Origin of the sequence: Citrobacter sp. MGH100 (assembly GCF_001034465.1) — a bacterium.
GTDB lineage: Bacteria > Pseudomonadota > Gammaproteobacteria > Enterobacterales > Enterobacteriaceae > Citrobacter > Citrobacter youngae.
Window position 1 is genome coordinate 842,878 of record NZ_KQ089800.1, and the last position, 17,722, is coordinate 860,599.

At 53.2% G+C, this 17,722-nt stretch carries 14 protein-coding genes; all 14 read right to left on the reverse strand.

Annotation, left to right across the window (positions count from 1 at the left end):
- Positions 1–4: 4 nt before the first annotated feature.
- The 14 genes from modD to SK32_RS04060 all read right to left on the reverse strand — a co-directional run bounded on the left by modD (position 5) and on the right by SK32_RS04060 (position 17,719).
- Positions 5–862, reverse strand: coding sequence for a ModD protein (gene modD, locus SK32_RS03995; RefSeq protein WP_048211432.1), 858 nt, complete (start codon positions 860–862; stop codon positions 5–7).
- Positions 859–1,671: a class I SAM-dependent methyltransferase gene (locus tag SK32_RS04000; RefSeq protein WP_048211433.1), complete on the reverse strand. Its 813-nt coding sequence runs from the start codon at positions 1,669–1,671 to the stop codon at positions 859–861. Before SK32_RS04000 ends, modD begins: the two co-directional genes overlap by 4 nt.
- A gap of 9 nt (positions 1,672–1,680) precedes the next feature.
- Positions 1,681–2,442 carry an ABC transporter ATP-binding protein gene (locus SK32_RS04005; protein WP_048211434.1) on the reverse strand — a complete coding sequence of 254 codons (762 nt, stop codon included), beginning with the start codon at positions 2,440–2,442 and terminating at the stop codon, positions 1,681–1,683.
- Complete coding sequence (locus SK32_RS04010; protein ID WP_370529599.1) at positions 2,439–3,419, reverse strand: FecCD family ABC transporter permease; 981 nt, start codon at positions 3,417–3,419, stop codon at positions 2,439–2,441. The genes SK32_RS04005 and SK32_RS04010 overlap by 4 nt, the downstream gene beginning before the upstream one ends.
- Before the next feature lie 5 nt (positions 3,420–3,424).
- The gene (locus tag SK32_RS04015) at positions 3,425–4,447 is read right to left on the reverse strand and encodes an ABC transporter substrate-binding protein (protein WP_048211436.1); all 1,023 of its coding nucleotides are present in this window, start codon (positions 4,445–4,447) and stop codon (positions 3,425–3,427) included.
- A 208-nt stretch (positions 4,448–4,655) separates the two neighbouring features.
- Positions 4,656–6,368 (reverse strand): alpha,alpha-trehalase, encoded by a 1,713-nt coding sequence (locus SK32_RS04020; protein ID WP_048211437.1) that lies wholly within the window; start codon positions 6,366–6,368, stop codon positions 4,656–4,658.
- Positions 6,369–6,540: 172 nt separating this feature from the next.
- A complete protein-coding gene (dhaM, locus tag SK32_RS04025; protein WP_048211438.1) occupies positions 6,541–7,971 on the reverse strand; it encodes a dihydroxyacetone kinase phosphoryl donor subunit DhaM in 1,431 nt (476 codons plus the stop codon).
- Positions 7,972–7,981: 10 nt separating this feature from the next.
- Positions 7,982–8,614 carry a dihydroxyacetone kinase subunit DhaL gene (dhaL, locus tag SK32_RS04030; protein ID WP_005122292.1) on the reverse strand — a complete coding sequence of 211 codons (633 nt, stop codon included), beginning with the start codon at positions 8,612–8,614 and terminating at the stop codon, positions 7,982–7,984.
- Positions 8,615–8,625: 11 nt separating this feature from the next.
- A complete protein-coding gene (gene dhaK, locus SK32_RS04035) occupies positions 8,626–9,696 on the reverse strand; it encodes a dihydroxyacetone kinase subunit DhaK (protein WP_048211439.1) in 1,071 nt (356 codons plus the stop codon).
- Positions 9,697–9,972: 276 nt separating this feature from the next.
- A complete protein-coding gene (locus SK32_RS04040; protein ID WP_048211440.1) occupies positions 9,973–12,084 on the reverse strand; it encodes a hypothetical protein in 2,112 nt (703 codons plus the stop codon).
- 38 nt (positions 12,085–12,122) lie between these two features.
- Positions 12,123–13,982 carry an STY4199 family HEPN domain-containing protein gene (locus SK32_RS04045; protein WP_048211441.1) on the reverse strand — a complete coding sequence of 620 codons (1,860 nt, stop codon included), beginning with the start codon at positions 13,980–13,982 and terminating at the stop codon, positions 12,123–12,125.
- A gap of 391 nt (positions 13,983–14,373) precedes the next feature.
- A protein-coding gene (locus SK32_RS04050; RefSeq protein WP_103215986.1) for an IS1-like element IS1A family transposase occupies positions 14,374–15,071 on the reverse strand; the annotation gives its coding sequence in 2 pieces (ribosomal slippage) (positions 14,374–14,822 and positions 14,822–15,071; 699 coding nt in all).
- Positions 15,072–15,153: 82 nt separating this feature from the next.
- The gene (locus SK32_RS04055; RefSeq protein ID WP_048211442.1) at positions 15,154–16,428 is read right to left on the reverse strand and encodes a Glu/Leu/Phe/Val family dehydrogenase; all 1,275 of its coding nucleotides are present in this window, start codon (positions 16,426–16,428) and stop codon (positions 15,154–15,156) included.
- Positions 16,429–16,750: 322 nt separating this feature from the next.
- Positions 16,751–17,719 carry a Csu type fimbrial protein gene (locus SK32_RS04060; protein WP_048211443.1) on the reverse strand — a complete coding sequence of 323 codons (969 nt, stop codon included), beginning with the start codon at positions 17,717–17,719 and terminating at the stop codon, positions 16,751–16,753.
- Between the last annotated feature and the right edge of the window lie 3 nt (positions 17,720–17,722).

Below are 17,722 nucleotides of genomic sequence, written 5' to 3' on the forward strand. Positions count from 1 at the left end.
AATGTTATACGCCGTGGGCGTCCGGGCTCAGGCTAACTTTGATATCCGCCGGTGGGGCGTAGTAAGGTGCGGAGGTGATAAAGAGTCTGATGCCACAGTCGAGATAACTCGCCAGTGAGGCGAGGGTAATGCCGCCAGTCAGCGCCAGCGTGCAATGGGGGGCCAGAGACGGTGCCAGGCGAGCGATGCCTGCTGCCTGCTCAGGGGTAAACTTATCGAGTTGCAGCACATCAGGGGCCGCATGTAGCGCGGCCAGTGCCTCATCGGGGGTATCTGCTTCGACCACAATCTTTTTTTCTGGCGTATGGGCGCGTAGTTGCGCGATTGCCGCAGCCCAGTTGTTCGGATCGGCAAGAAAGCGGCGATGATTCGCAAAAAGCAGCACGGTTTCGGCGCTCCCGCCCCGGTGGATAATGCCTCCGGCAGCAAGGATCGCCTGGGTAGCCAGCATACGGGTGCCAGGGATAGTTTTGCGGGTGCAGGCAATCTGGCCATCAGGATAGCGCTGACGCAGGATGCTTAGCATATCGTCGAGATAGCGTGAGACACCGCAACTCCACTCCAGCACGTTCTGTACTGCTTTCCAGCCCTGGTGTAGTGCCGCCGCGTTACCCTGCGCGCGTAGAAGTAACTGTCCGGTACGCGCCCGTTCGCCATCGGGCACAAGGTCGGTAACGGTCAAACCCAGTGATGTCAGCATTTGTCTGGCAACAGTAGTTCCGCTTACGCACCCGCCCTGGCGGTGATAAAAACCCATACTTCCTGGCTGTGCGCCGATACCCAACGCGCGGGTTGTTAAATCGCCGCCCTGAATATCCTCCAGCAGCAGCGCATCGACTTGCGCCTGTGAGAAGTAGATCATTGCAGCGCCTCCCGCGGTACGCTATCCCACCAGATAAGCGCCCAGTCGCGACTGGCGGGAGCGATGGTGCCGGGGTCCTGCTGATGGTACCAGTGCTCCAGACGCTCAATTTCGTCAGTGCTCAGTTCTCCCATGCTCCAGCGCACGTTCTCCAGAAAACGTGTCCAGGTGCTGTTGTCCTGCTGACAGTTTGGTCCACGGATAAAATCAACATGTGCGTGAATGCCCATCTGATACAAAACATTCAGTGCATAGATATAGTTGGGAAGCTCAATCACCTCGCGCCCCAGCGCGCGCTGAATCGTGGGCGATACAAATGAGGAACTGACGAGATGGGTGGTGTAAACCCGCAGCCGTGCCTGATTATTCAGTTTGGTCATAGCCTGACGCATATCGGCAACCAGCGTTGAACGTGAGGCGACGGCAATATCACACTGGGGCAAGTCGTCCCAGTGCGCTTCCCATGCGCGCTGCACCCACTGTACGTGGCGCGCGCCCATCTGCCCGGCACGGCGAGCGGCAACGCTCAGCATTCCCTGGCTGTAGTCTACGCCGTAAACGATCGGCATTTTTTTGGCCAGCGCCAGCGCAACCGTTCCGGGGCCGCAACCCATATCAAACAGTGATTCAGCACCTTTCAGGTCAATCTTGCTCAATAACTGGAGCAGGTAGTTGTCGGTTAATGAGGCGCAATTTTCTGCCATTTTTTCCGCGCGTTTGTCCCAGTGTTCTGGTTTTTTCTCGGTTCGCTTCGCCTGAAGTAACTGTTTGCGGTACAGGTCAGCAAAATCAATGTCGTCAATGAGCATCGTGATTCCTTAATCGTGTGAGCCAAAGAGGTGATGGGCTATTTGTGAGGGCGTGACCCGATACAGCGTGGCCAGACGTTCAGCAGCCAGTTGGTGTTCAGGCCCCCCCTGTGACACCAGACCATCTGGCTCGACGCGTACCACGCTGTCGGCAATGGCCCGTGCATGCAACGGATGGTGGGTCGACATCAGCAGCGCCATGCCCGAATTTTTCAGCGTGACCAGGGTGTCGAGCAGTCGGATCTGGTGACCAAAATCGAGGCTGGAAGCAGGTTCATCCAGCAGTAAAAGACGTGGACGCTGTGCCAGCGCACGGGCAATCAACACCAGTTGACGTTCGCCACCGCTCAGGGTGTTCCAGCGCCGGGGCGCGAGATGCGGGATTGCCAGCACGTCCAGTTGTTCAAGGGCGATGTCGCGCTCTTTGCCGCCGGGAACGGCAAATGCCGCCATTTGCGGGGCCAGTCCCATCATCACCATGTCCAGAGCCGTGAAGGCAAACGCACCGTCATGTGCCTGAGGAACCCAGGCGATGGCGGCGGCGCGTTCCCAGTCGCTGAGATGATTCACCGCGATACCATCAAGCGTAATCTGGCCAGCAAGCGGTTGAAGAACGCCAAGAATGGTACGCATCAGCGTAGTTTTCCCACTGCCATTGGCGCCAATCAGGCAACAAATTGCCCCTAGCGCGACGCTAAACGAGACATCGCGTAATACTGGGTGCCGGGAATGGTAGCCGAGAGATGCATGTTGTACGCTCAGCAGCGTCATTGTCGGCCTCCCCGGAGCAGAAGTAACAGGAAGAAGGGGGCACCAATAAACGCGGTCAGGATCCCCAGCGGGATTTCCGTGCTGCTCAGAGTGCGGGCAAGGGTATCTGTCAGCAGCAGTAAAATAGCGCCGATCCCCATTGAAACAGGCAGTAGCCGTTGGTGGTTGTTCCCACAAAGCAGTCTGCCAATGTGTGGCACCACCAGCCCAATCCAGCCAATAATTCCGGCAATCGCCACAGTGCAGGCGGTGATAAGCGTGGCGCAGATAATCAGCCAGAGCCGTAGCCGGGAAACGTTGATGCCCAGAGAACGGGCTTCATCATCCGAGAGGGTGAGTAAATTCATACGCCAGCGTAGCAGCAACAGCGGCACCAAACCGGCCACGATCAGCGGTGCGGACAACCACAGGTCATGGGCGGTGATGGTCGACAGACCACCGAGTAGCCAGAAGGTAATCGACGGTAGCTGGGTATACGGGTCAGCCAGCGTTTTGATGAGCGAAATCCCTGCGCCGCACACCGTACCCAGCGCAATGCCGACCAGTACAAGGGTGAGTACCGGATCGTGGCGTTTTACCCGCTGGGTGATGAGCCACACGCCCGCCACCACGAACAGGCCGCCGACAAACGCATACAGTTGAATAAACAGGATCGGTAAACCGAGCAGGATGGCGGTACAGGCCCCTAAACCCGCCCCGGCTGCCACGCCGAGAATATCCGGCGACACCAGTGGGTTACGGAACATACCCTGATAAGTGGTCCCTGCGCCCGCCAGTGCCGCGCCCAGCAGCAATGCAGCCAGAATGCGTGGCAATCGAATCTGCCAGAAGACGATTTTGTCCTGGGGCGGCACGCCCGGATGGTCAGCAATGAGGTTCATCACCTGCTGGGCATCCAGGCGATATGCACCTGAAACCGTTGCGACGATGACACACACGGCAATGGCTGCGATCATCAGAGCACTCAGCGTAGTCATTCTCATCAGGGTGTCACCAGCTTTTGAAACTGTGCATCGCTTAATGAGGTGTGCCAGAACAACTCTGCGTAGCGCTGCATATCGGTCTTAAAGTGGGTTTCAATTTTGGGGTCAAGCCAGGCGTGCAGGCGACGTAATCCCAGCAACCGGTTGATGCCCGGCGGGGCGTCCAGCCAGCCAAACGGCAGTCCGCTGAGAAACAGAATACGTTGCTCAGCAACGGCTTTAACCCCTTGCCAGACGGGATCTTCTCGCAGGTACTGTGCGGTGACTGCATCCTGAACCAGAATAATATCGGGCTGCCAGCTCAACAGATTTTCCATGGATACCTGGGTCAATCCATGTCGTCCCGGGATTTGCGCGACATTGTGTAATCCCAGTAACTCTGGTGCTTCGGTATGCAGTGAACCCTGTAAACCGGTTTCCAGTCCTCTGGCACCGCGTGCGGCATAAAAGCGCAGTTTTGCTGCGGGGGAGTGCGAAAACGCATCTGCGTCATCAATAAATCGACGGGCAAGTGCGGCCTGTGCCGAGGCCCGTGTTGCGGTACCCAGCGCAGCCCCTGCGGCTTGCAGTTGTGCCGGGGTTTGTCGGAGCTCGCCGTTAATCAGCAGCCACGGAACGTGCGTTTGCGCGTTGACCTGCCGGGCTTGAGAAAGCCAGGTTTCATCAGCATTGCCGCAGTCAACCACCAGATCGGGTTTCAGCGCTAACAAGGCCTCCAGTGACAGGGTGCTGGCGCGTCCTGCCAGTCTTCCCAATTTCGGTAACGCCAAAATGTCATGATGGAATGGCACTGCGGCCTGGTGAGAAAAATCAAATGATGAAAATCCCACCAGTTTTTCCGGTGCGACAGCCAGCAATAGCATATCAGCAGGTGCTCCGGCGCTGACGACGCGCTGGATTGCCTCGGGTGACGGCGGTGAACCGACAGCAACGGTAAGCGGTGTTTGGGCAAGGGCCGGAAAATGGCGTAACAGCAGCGCAGATGCCACGAGCTGGGCAAACATCCTTCTTGTCAGTGGCATTATGTTGCTCCTGAACAGTGATAAAATCGCTATATATTTACATATACAGCGAATAAAAACATGTTCAGAATCAATTTCACACGGATGAAAACAGGGGCTACCCCATAAGGGCTAGATGCAATGGATACACCTGAAATGGAGATACATGGCACCAAAAAATCCGCGACATGGCGCGGATTTAGAGGAGACTGAAGACACCAGAAGAAGATTAGGACGTCGGTTGAGTCTGCTTTTTGGCCTCGGAAGGCGTGTTACTGGCGGGGGCGGGGCGCGTTGCCGGTACGCTGTCGCAGGGTTTATCTTTAGCGCATATCAGATCGAGCATTTTTAACGTTACGCCGTTGGTCCAGCCGAAACCATCCTGTAGCGGGTATTCGCCACCGCCGCCGCCAGTTCCTGTGCTGCTCACGTCATACTTCTCAACCAATTTTTTCTCACGATCGTACGTGTGCTGCACATTGGTGAGGAATCGCCAGGTGACATCCATAGCGACATCATTTTGGCCATAGTTCTGTAATCCCGAGGCGGCGACCCACTGTAACGGCGCCCAGCCGTTGGGAGCATCCCACTGCTGGCCGCTTTTCACCGACGTGGTTGCAAGGCCGCCAGGTTGCAACAGATGCGCCTGAGTTGCTGCGGCCACCTTGCCGGCGCGATCTTTTGCCGCCGCATTCACAAATAAAGGGAACAGCGCGGCGGCAGTTAACTGATTACGGACTTTGTGGCTCTTCAGATCATAGTCGGCATACCAGCCTTCTTTGTCATTCCACAACCAGGTTTCAATCCCTTTTTGGCGGGCATTGGCAAAGCCCTCGTACTGCGCTGCTTTGGCATCGTCACCTGCGGCTTTGCTGGCGAGAGCGATCATTTTCTCCATCTTGTATAACAAGGCATTGAGATCGACAGGCACAATGCTGGTGGTGCGCAGGGTACTTAGCTGGTTGGGGTTATCCATCCAGCGTGAACTAAAGTCCCAGCCGGATGCGGCGGCTGAGCGCAGGTCGCGATAAATTTCAGTGGCAGGGCGGTTCGGATTGCTTTTCGCGGTGGCAATATCCTCAACCCAGGATTCAGGTCTTGGCGTATCCCGGTCATCCCAGTAGCGGTTTAAAAGGGTGCCATCAGCCAGTTTGACCACACGTTTATGCTGTTGACCGGGCTGAAGTGTTTCGCCTCCTTCCATCCAGTAGCTGTACTCTTTTTGCATCTGCGGGAGGTATTTTTTCAGCGCGTCGTTACCGTCATGCTGCGCCAGCAGTTCAACCATAAAGGCAAAGAACGGTGGCTGTGAACGGCTCAGGTAGTAGCTTCGGTTGCCGTTAGGAATGTGCCCCCAGGAATCAATCTCATAAGCGAAGTTGGCCACCATATCAGAAACCTTGTCCCAGCGATTGCTCTCGGCAAGCCCCAGCATAGTAAAATAGCTATCCCAGTAATAAATCTCACGAAAACGCCCGCCCGGCACTACATAGGGTTCTGGTAGCGGCAGCAGAGAGTCCCATTTTTCGACATCGGTGGTTGAGCGAGTGAGTACCGGCCACAGTCCGTCAATATGCTCGCGGAGTGATTGCCCGGCCGGGGGCACGTATTTCTCACCCTCTTTTGGCAACGTAAAATTCACTTCCACAAAATGGCGTAAATCAAAGCCGGACTGATTTTTCTGCATCCGATAATCGGCAAGGATCATCAGCGGATCGCTGTTGGGCACTGCGTCGGCAAAAGTTTTCTGATCGGGAAATAGCTTTGCTGTCTGTACATCATTGAACAATGGACCAAGCAGAATATCAGGAGGAGAAGGCGTAGCGACAGGTGAATCCTCAGCGTTCGCAGTAAAAGAGGCCAGAGCAAAAAAGGTGCTCGCGAGCGTCAGTTTTATCGCCACTGAGAGCAGGCCAGGATGGCGAATTGCGGGTGTTATCATCGGTTAATCTCCTTAGCGGCGTGCCGAAGTTGCGGCATCTACCATGAGAAAACCTTAGTTCAGGATCGACCGTTGCGCGTGATCGGCCCCCCATTTTGCGATTAAACAGACATTTCCTGACGGAGGGAGTGAAATAGCCCACCTTTTACAGATAAAGGGTGGGCTGTGGGTATCAGCCCACGAGGATCACCCGATTTGTTACACCGTCCAGAGTCAGAGCGTCACCCATCTTGATAGCATCGAGGGTTGCGCCTTGTTGGCATACCCAGCACAAGCCCATCTCGCGGGCGATAATCGCCGAGTGGGAGGCCTCGCTACCGGCGCGCAGGCAGATCCCTTTGATCGTGAGCGGGTCGAGTTGCAGCACGGTAGACGGATAGATGACATCGGCGACCAGAATGGTCGGTCGAATAGACGCGGGGATACGGGCACTTTCGCCGGTCAAATGTTGCAGCGTACGGGACAGCAAATCCTCAATATCAATGTATCGCGCCTGTAAATAAGGATCGTCGAGTTGCAGATACTGCTGACTCAGATCGCGCAGTACGTTATGCCAGGCATATGCTGCGCTACACTGCTCTTCGCGCATCAAATCACAGGCCATATCGAAAAGCTCAGGATCGTCGAGCAGCGTGTGATGACCAGAGAAAATGGCGGCGATATCAGCGGAATACTTCTCCTCTGCCAGCGCGGTTAAATCACTCAGGTCGTCGAGTGTGCGTTGAATGGCCGCTTTTAGCCGCTGCTGCTCGTCCTGCATATCCGCGGTCGGGCGATGGGTGACTTGCGGTGAGAACGGCGTATAGCAAAATGCAGTACCCGTTGCCAGCGCTGGCACCGGTACTGCGATGCTTTCAGCGCGTGCTTCTTCGACGGACTCGCCAAAATTCTCAGCCGCCAGCTGTGTAAACGCAGCCAGCGCCGCGTCTGCCTGTTCACCTTTAGCAATCAGACGCAGCGTGTCATTACAGCGCACCTGCAGCAGTGCTATCTGATTCAGGCTGTCAGGGACGACGCATTTGCCGTTTTTTTCCAGCCACATGTCGGCATTAAAGCCAGACAATGTGGAGACCAGCCGCGATGCCGGGCGAACATGTATACCGTTGGGGTTTCTTACGGTCACGGCAACCGAACGAGCATCGGCGTCGGGTGACAATTCAGCGGGTGCTGTCTTCGCAACAGACGACGAAGGTAAACCCAGTTGCTCACGCTTGGCGTCAAGGGCATTCATGGCATCATTGATGACCCGATCGATATCAGCGCCCGCCGCAGCACTGACGGTTGCCGCCAGCGTACCTTCAACCAGCGGGGCAGCGCACAGACGCACCTTGGCGGCGATTGCCGGATCGAGCAGATCCAACGCGGTTTCCGCACTCAGTAACGCGCTGCCAATATCCATCATCACCAGCACGTGATCCGTATCTGCCACTGACTCAATGGCCTCCATCACTTTGATGGGGTCGGTGCCAATGGGGTTCTCAGGATCGTCAATGCCTGCGGCAATAGCGAGTTTACAACCATCACCCATTAACATCTGTCGGGCTAACGCACCGACGCCTTCGCCCAGTTGGGCGCTGTGAGACACAATAACCAGGTTTACCATCGTTTTATCCTTACTCTCTGGACGCCTGAGCCAACATTTGCATCATAAACATAACGGACGTTGCGCCGGGGTCCTGATGCCCAATGCTACGCTCACCAAGGTAGCTGGCGCGGCCTTTGCGCGCCTGCATCGTGATGGTACTTTGCGCCGCGGCTTCTGCCTGGGCGCTTGCCGCCTCCAGAGCGGCCTGTACGCTCAGCTTTTGCTCGCTGGACTGGCGTAAAGATTCGACGACAGGCACCCAAACGTCGCACATGGTTTTGTCACCCGGTTCGGCTTTACCACGACTAATGACACCTTCTGCGCCATCACGCATCATCTGATACAACTCGTCAACCGTCAGACTTTGATGGGCCTGAGTGACCTGCGCGGCGCGGATGAAAAAGGTGCCGAACAGCGGGCCACTGGCACCACCGACGCTTGAGAGCAGTACCATCCCGGTATTTTTCAAAATAAAACCGATATCTTTATCCGCAATGGACGGGAGCTTTTCGACCACTTTACTGAAGCCGCGGTGCATATTCAGACCGTGGTCGGCATCGCCGATTTCCCGGTCAAGGCCGGTAAGAAAATCGCTTTCGGTGGTGAATATTTCGCCGCAGCGATAGAGCCAGTTAACAATTTGTGTTCTGGTGAGGGACATCATGAATCTCCTTATTTACCCCAGTTGAGTGCAGGGGTGTGAACCGGTGCATCCCATAAGCTCAGCGTTTCGTCATCCACTTGTAGCAGGGTGATTGAGAAACCGGTCATGTCCAGAGAGGTGCAGTAAGAGCCAATCAGGTTACGTTCGATGACAATACCGGCATCCTGGCAACGGCTTTCAAGGCGGTTATACACGCCGAAGAGCTCAGACAGCGGTGTCGCACCGAGATTATTGACCAGCGCAATCACGCGATCGCCGCTCTGTAGCGCGCGTTTGCTTTCTTTCCCTTCCTGCCATGCGCCCTGAAGGTGATCCCAGTGACGCAGCGTACGACTGTAGTTGCCGTTTTCCAGCAGGGTGTCAAACATTTCATCCACAGTTTGATCAAGCGAGGAGAATGGACGGCGGTCAATGCCGGGTTCGCCGTGGATACCGACGCCAAACTCCATTTCGTTGTCCTGCAGGGTGAATGACGGTTGACCGGCCGCCGGAACGGTACAGGCACCAATGGCAATCCCGATGGAATGACCCTGATTGTTCAACTGGCGCCCCAATGCCGCGCAGGCATCCAGTGAGTCACCGCGTTCAGCGGCCGCACCGACCAGTTTTTCAATCAATACAGTATTTGCCACACCGCGACGACCGGCGGTGTACAGACTGTCTTTCACCGCCACGTCATCATCCACGACCATCGTGGTGACTTTGACGCCGCTTTCATGCAATAGCTCGGTTGCCGTTTCGAAGTTAAGAATGTCGCCGGTGTAATTTTTGATTATCAGCAGTACGCCTTCGCCGCCATCAATTTGCATGGCGCATTCAAACATTTTATCCGGCGTTGGCGAGGTGAAAATTTCACCCGGACAGGCACCGGAGAGCATACCCTGGCCAATGTAGCCGCAGTGCATTGGCTCATGGCCGCTACCACCACCGGAAAGCAGCGCCACTTTGCCCATCACTGGCGCATCTGCGCGAGTGACATACACCGGGTCCTGATGCAGTGCCAGAGAAGGGTAGGCTTTTGCCAGCCCGGCGAGTTGTTCGTTCAGTACGTCTTCAACACGGTTGATCAATTTTTTCATTTTTTATGCTCCGCAGACAGTCCTGAGATGGCTGCACATATCAGGCAGACATCTGATGTAGGGTATCGGTTTGTACAGCGCCACGGCGACCTCTCGCTGCCGATAAGGTAATTTTGCACACGGGTAGTCAAAAGAAAATTGATGTGATTGGCGTTTCAATACGGAACATTAGCATCTGGTAATGTTCCGTATTGAAACGTATTGGTGCATAAAACAGCGGAAGTGAGAGATGCGGCAAGGTTTATGCTGACGGTATTGTGAATAAAACGTTATTCCTTACTCTTCTTTGCCATTAAAATCGAAAAACCAGAACAGGATAAAACCAATAAAACCAAAAATTAGCAGAATAGCCAGGGTATAGACTTCGTATCGTGCGGCATCTGCGGCAATCGCCTGCAATTTGTCCATTGCCGGGGCTGGCTGCTCTTTGAATAGCATGAGTTGCCATTCATAAAGGTTTGTTGTTTTTATCTCTTTAATCGGTTCCCAAATATGGTTAGCCGCCGCGCCGAGTGCTAAAGCGGAAAACAGTGCGCCGTAAATACGTTGACGTTTTTCCTGACGCTGACTAATCGCCTGGCGCATGAGCTGATCCAATTGCTCTATCTGCGCCATGAGCTCCTGGCGCTGTTCAGATAATCCCCACTGCCGCGAGAGATCGTCACTCAGCTGGTTATGCAGGGCATCGTTGCCGACCAAAGCACCTTTATTCATGGCTTTTAGCGCCCGGGCCTTGGTTTCCAGCATCATTTCGGACCAGTCAGATAAACGACGAATTTTTCCCTTTCGGTTGTGAATTTGCTGCGATTCGAGCAGATCCTTGAGCCACTGTTCAATCTGTTGGGCAGAGTTCGCCAGAAAATTTTCATACTCATGGCTGACATCCGCTACTGAACTGGCCGCTTTAATCAGTATTGCCAGATGTTTATCCTCTTCTTCGCGACAGAAGAATGTGACGCCATGACGGTGAGCGACGACCAGAATATTGCTGTACCACTGGCTGCTGTACTCGCTGGCGGGGGGGAGATCCGCAGGGCTCCGGACGACGCGCGTGCTATCGCTCTGTGCTGCCAGCCAGGCATGGAAAGTGGGGGTATCGATCATACGCATCAGCGGGACTATCGTAATATCACCGCCCTCCGGGATGCGATGCTGATAGACACGAATGCATTTACCCTTTGTGCGGCAATCAAGTTCGGGTAAAGCTATTGGCACAATGGCGTTATCAAGGTACCGGGTAAAATAATTTTCCCAGATTGCGGGTAAAACGTCTTGTTGCCAGGTCAGTTTCGAGCCTGGCTCTCCGGGCGCAAGCTGCTTCGGTGCCGCAATTAGCGTCATTCTGCCTTGATCGTCGTACCAGGGTTGGTTCGGTGCTCCTGGGATTAGTTTATCGCTTCTGGCCAGGCGATAGCTTTCGAGAAAACGCGGAGTATCGTGCGGGCGTAACCCTTGCCAGGCCGCATCTTCACGCTGTTCCAGAGCGGACCACAGGGCATCAAGGCGCGTCCCCTGAATGGGGTTGAGCGAAATAACGATATCATTGCCCGTGCCCACTTCTCGCGGGCGATAAATGGCCAGCAGCCCAAATCCATTGTGCGTCCAACTGCGTTCTTTGTCGCAGCGCGCGAGAATTTTCAGCATCCCGGAAGGGAGCGTTTCGGTGATAAACAGTGCATCAACCACCGTTTGCCGCCGGCCTGTGCCGAGGTCCAGCAGGAGTTGGCAGGTCACCGAACGCTTGATAACGTGTTGGTAAATCTGTTGCTCATACGCCAGACTTGCGACCGCACTTGCATAACATTGCGTGTGCATGGGCATAATGCCTGCGGTGGGGTCTGGGTTGGCTATTATCATATCGCTCAACAGGCGCAGGCAGGCCAATATGTTGTGGCGAACAACGGCAGTATCATCCATGGATTGCTCGCACAGGCTGCTATGCGCGAGTGCGGATAACAAGCACGCGGCAGAACGCGTCGTATCATCACCGTCCAGATAAATACCGCTTTCCCATGCGGTGACGTATTCCAGCCACGGATGTGTTGATAGCGACAGCGAACCAGCGGCATCGAGATGGTTCAAAAACAGCAACAGCGTAAAACAGGTATCCAGAGAGAAATCTTCGATAACGATTCGTTGTATTCCCTGGACACTTGAGAGTTTATTGCGCCATATAGTCCATTGACGATCGTCGGCATTTGCCACCAGTTCACTCACCGAATTGTAGTGACCTGCACGGTATCCTTTGTTATTGAGCGCGACACCCTTTTGGCTTTCCGTATCATTGCCGTCGCCCAATCCGATCAGCAGGCTGCCTGCCGGTGCATCACGCTGCGACGGATTGAACTCGAAAGTAAACTGCGGCCATGCATTGTTGAATGCGAACATATAATTCTCTTTCGATGGATGTGTTGTTGTATCGCTCATTATTTGACTACGTTATAAATGACCTGTTGTGAGCGACTCCAGTTATCGTCAATCGCAATATTGGGTTCATGGTTTTCTTGTTTCACGCAGTAGTTCTTAACCAGGTTTTTTAACTCTGCCCCGTTGAGTGTGCCGAACATCAGACGCGTATTCAGTTCTTTCAATAACACATCGTGGAGTGAATAGGTGGTAGGTCTTTGCAGTGAAAACTGCGCCGCGTCAGCCAGTAAGTCACGTGCATTATCGGCCATCAAACGGCGTTCACAGCGACCCGCAGGTTCATTTTTAGCCATTTCTTCATCGTAAGCTTTCTTCTGGGCTTTCTCAAAATTAAGCGCTCTGTCCAGTTCCGCTTTAATACCCTGAATATCCTTGGCAGAAGAACAGAATGTTTTTAAATAACGAATCTGTATGGGGGTCAGCGTGCCATTCTGGTTCGTTTGCTGACGTAATTTACCGGCCATTCTGAGACAACCGTTTTTTTCATCCATCAACGATGCTGATTGTAATAGGGCATTCAACGTTTCCTGGCGATCTTCCTGTAATGCGGCTTCGGCATAATACAGTTTCCAGCGCATGCCTCCGGCAAGAAACAAATTGACAACCTGGGTATCACCGCGGTCGATAGCGGCGCGAAGATTTTTTTCATCCCAGGCAATGCCGATATTCGCCAGTTCTTTACGCGGATCGCTACTGGTTTCTTTTTTCGCACCGGCAACCGTTTTACCCACTTCCCCGAGATCGCTACGGATGGACTCCGTATTCACCAGCGTCTTGGTTGAGGTTCCGAAAGTCAGTACCGAGCCAACAATAATGACGACGATACCGCCCAGCACCCAGGCCACTCGATTGCGAATGATGCCCGTTTCCATTTTGATTTTTCCAATATCCTGAGCCTGAGCCGCCAGGTCATCCTTTATTCCCTGAACGTCGCCGCCAAGATCGTCAATTTTTTGGGCGGTCCGTTCGAAATAGCGCGCAACCTCAGCATTGCTGTCATCAAAAAAACGATCAGGGTTAACTTTTACCCGACCTTCATCGAAGGCCTCCTGTACCGGCTCAGTAATTTCTCGGTAATAGTAATTCACCAATGTTGTTTGGACGGAGGTTACCCGCTTATGATGCGCCAGACGGTTGCGAATTACGCGAATATCGTCAAGAAAGGTATTCAGTGTTCTACGTTTATCGTTAACAAAGCTGAGCAAAGGGGTATATTGATAAAGTGGAGAATAGTGGATGGGATATTCGTCTTTATCAATAAACAGTGAGGCGAGTTCACTGAAAAGAGTACCGCTCAATACGTCATCACGATCGGCAACGTTCAGCCATTTTTTTACACGTTCCTGACCAAATAATTTGTTTAGGTGCTCAAGTAGGGCTTGTTGGTTATTGTACGCTTCATTAATTAAACTACGAATGGTCAACTCTAATGCCCGTACCTGCTGCAAACTACGTAACTGCTTTTCTTCGTCTTCGTTATTCAGCGTCGTTGAGTAAGTTAATTGAGGCTGTTTTTCTCGCAAATATTCGAGCTGCCACAAAAAACGCAACGCGGCAATGGTCAGATTTCTGTCGGCAGGCTGGCCATCTGTATTTCTGCCGAGCCATTTGTTCAAGGTGCGTAGTGCCGCAAGAAAGCTCGCCATTTCCTGCTCGTTATAGTTAAAGCAGGCCGCTACACTGTTCCAGTTGCCCAATTTCTCTCGGGCTTTATCAAGTGAATTATAAAACGTATCAGGCGAGAGTTGCGTGGGGGCTGGCATGCCCAGCAGGGATAAGATTTGTGGAAATGCGCTGTCGAAAAGAGACAGGCAACGAGTAAAATCGTTGTGCTCAAAAGCAGATGAATGATCGACCATTATATTCTCACATGGTTATTCGCTGAGTTTTCCCGGCCCGATCTAATCGCACTGTGTCAGGCAACTTTCCCTGCAGCCAGAATGCCATAATTCGACAATTATTCGGGATTTTTAATCAGTTCGTCAATATATATGGCGGGCGTAATATTGGTAGTAGACATTGCGGCCAATAATGCGTTGCTATGGATTCTTAACGCAAATTATGGTTGCTGCGATGGGATTTAATGTTTATTGGCTAACAAACCGCGCAGATATTGGGTAAGTAAAACGCAGAAAGCGGGGCGGATGAATCAGGTGACTACACGCCAATAATGCCACAAATAATGCCGCATTATTGGCGTAACTCACGACTGGCGTTTATCGTCGTTCAAAACGTGGTAATGACTCCAACTTATTGATAGTGTTTTATGTTCAGATAATGCCCGATGACTTTGTCATGCAGCTCCACCGATTTTGAGAACGACAGCGACTTCCGTCCCAGCCGTGCCAGGTGCTGCCTCAGATTCAGGTTATGCCGCTCAATTCGCTGCGTATATCGCTTGCTGATTACGTGCAGCTTTCCCTTCAGGCGGGATTCATACAGCGGCCAGCCATCCGTCATCCATATCACCACGTCAAAGGGTGACAGCAGGCTCATAAGACGCCCCAGCGTCGCCATAGTGCGTTCACCGAATACGTGCGCAACAACCGTCTTCCGGAGCCTGTCATACGCGTAAAACAGCCAGCGCTGGCGCGATTTAGCCCCGACATAGCCCCACTGTTCGTCCATTTCCGCGCAGACGATGACGTCACTGCCCGGCTGTATGCGCGAGGTTACCGACTGCGGCCTGAGTTTTTTAAGTGACGTAAAATCGTGTTGAGGCCAACGCCCATAATGCGGGCAGTTGCCCGGCATCCAACGCCATTCATGGCCATATCAATGATTTTCTGGTGCGTACCGGGTTGAGAAGCGGTGTAAGTGAACTGCAGTTGCCATGTTTTACGGCAGTGAGAGCAGAGATAGCGCTGATGTCCGGCGGTGCTTTTGCCGTTACGCACCACCCCGTCAGTAGCTGAACAGGAGGGACAGCTGATAGAAACAGAAGCCACTGGAGCACCTCAAAAACACCATCATACACTAAATCAGTAAGTTGGCAGCATCACCCAAAACGTTGACGTATCTGCCGTCGTATTATCCCGGATAAATACCACGGTCTTTACGTGCCAGCAGGATACGTTCGCAGGCCACAATATAGGCAGCAGTGCGCAATGAGCAGGATTTCTCCGCCGCTTTCTCCCACACATGAACCATCGCATCGGTCATGATTTTATCCATGCGATTGTTGATCTCTTCTTCGCTCCAGAAGAAGCTGGCCATGTCCTGAACCCATTCGAAGTAGCTGACGGTGACGCCGCCTGCGTTACATACGACGTCAGGTACCACGATGATACCGCGGCTTGCCAGCATATCATCGGCATCCGGGTAAGTTGGGCCGTTAGCGCCCTCAAGCACCAGTTTGCAGGTCAGTATTTCTGCACGTTGACGGGTAATCTGCCCTTCCAGCGCGGCAGGGATCAGGATATCCATCTCCACGCTCCAGAAGGCTTCGCTGGCGATAGTTTCCGCCCCCGGGAAACCGGCAATCTGTTTGTGCTCCAACTGCCAGGCGGTCAACGCGGTCATGTCGATCCCGGTGGTGTTAAACAGGGTGGCAGTGTGATCCTGAATGGCAACGACGCGTGCGCCAGCACTGGCGAACAGGCGAGCCGCTTCACTGCCGACATTACCAAAGCCTTGTACCGCTACGCGCGCGCCTTCAACGTCGATATCGGCACGACGAGCCACTTCCAGACCGCTGACGAACACGCCACGACCCGTTGCTTTATCACGACCCAACGAACCGCCAAGGTGGATAGGTTTACCGGTGACCACGCTGGTTACGGTGGTGCCGTGGTTCATGGAGTAGGTATCCATCATCCATGCCATCACTTTGCCGTTGGTGCCGACATCCGGCGCTGGAATATCTTTTTGCGGCCCAATGATAATGCCGATTTCGCTGGTATAGCGGCGGGTTAAACGCTCCAGTTCACCTTCGGACAGCGAGAATGGGTCGACGCGAACGCCACCTTTGGCACCGCCGTACGGCAGGTTCAGTGCGGCACATTTGATGGTCATCCAGGCGGAAAGGGCCATCACTTCATTAAGATCAACATCAGGATGATAACGCACACCGCCTTTTCCCGGGCCGCGGGAGAGGTTGTGCTGTACACGATATCCTTCGAAATGGCGAATAGTGCCGTCATCCATCTGCACCGGAATATCGACAATTAGCGCGCGTTTCGGGTGGCGCAGGGTATCCACCCAATGGGAAAGTTCGCCCAGGTAAGGGGCCACACGCTCGATTTGTTGCAGGTAGGTATTCCAGGCAGATGTGCTGCTATCTGAAGCGTAAGATAACTTATCCATGATAAACCTTAGTTATAAAAGTAATATGTTCTTAATTTGGCCGTGGTATACAGTGGATCTCACCATATAAACTTAAATTTAACATTTTTTTCAAGAAACGGCCTGTCCTCCAGCCCTCTAATAGCCATATAAAAAATATGTGAATTAAGCGTTAAGTGAATAATTATCTATTGATTTTGCGAATGTTTGCGATCAAGTAGCAATTCAGGCATTTAATATGCATCGTGCATGAGAATGACTATTTGTCAGATTTATGATGCACCTCTAAAAGTAAACAATATGATAATTATTTGTGTTTTCTTGATTGCATTTTAGCGGCGCGTCAGTAGGTCACTGAGATAGTGACGGTGTCCGCATAGTTGTCGGGGGTGTAGTTCGCGCTGGGAACGGTGGCATACACCGAATATGGCGTAGCGGAGCCGGTGCCAGTGCCTGTAACGGTATTGAGCGGGGTGTTGCCCCACACTGTGCCGGAAGGCCCTGGCGTTGAGCTGAGCTGATAGGGCACTTTATCGCTGTTTGCCCCCGTTCCGCTCATCACACCGTTGCCTGCAGTATTGCCGTTGGAGGGTTGCAGTCCAATGGTATAAGGGGTGTTATTGGTGCATGCCACCCCGATGGTATTTGATGCTGTCGCATTGCGCTGAGTTGCCTTCACCGGGGTAAAACTAATGTTATTGGCCGATGTGATATTGCACTGTTTGCTGACAGTGGCTGATACGCTGAAGGGAAGTCTGGCGGCAACGGTATCACCGCACGTGGTGGGCGGAATAACTAATCCAGGGTTGAGGGTGATAAGCGCCGTGGCTGCCGTATAGCTGTCCTGATAGCTTCCGGGGACTGCAGAAGTTTGCGGCGTGACGAGCTGGGCGGATACTGTCAGTGAACCGGTCACAGGGAGCAAATTGAACAAGTTAAGTTGTACCATGGGAACCGAGGTTCCGCTCTGATACTGACTCCCCCAGATTTTACTGTGCCCGGCGTCCTGATATAGCTGATAGCTCAACGTTCTGGCAGGTGTTCCGCTTAACGACATATTCCGTGTTGCCACCTGACCGCTGACGCCCGATGCGCCAATATTAAAACAGAGGTTAATCCCCGCCAGTACGTCGGTCACTTCTTTTGCACAAGTCCAGGTAAAGGTCATTGAGGTCGTTGCGCCTGATGATGACAACGGGTCCACTGCACCAAAACTAATTGGTTGGACGTTACTGACGGAGCAGGTGACCGCATGACTTATCCCTGGACAGACGAGGAGTGCAGCGATAAACAGCAACTGTCTTAATTTCATGAA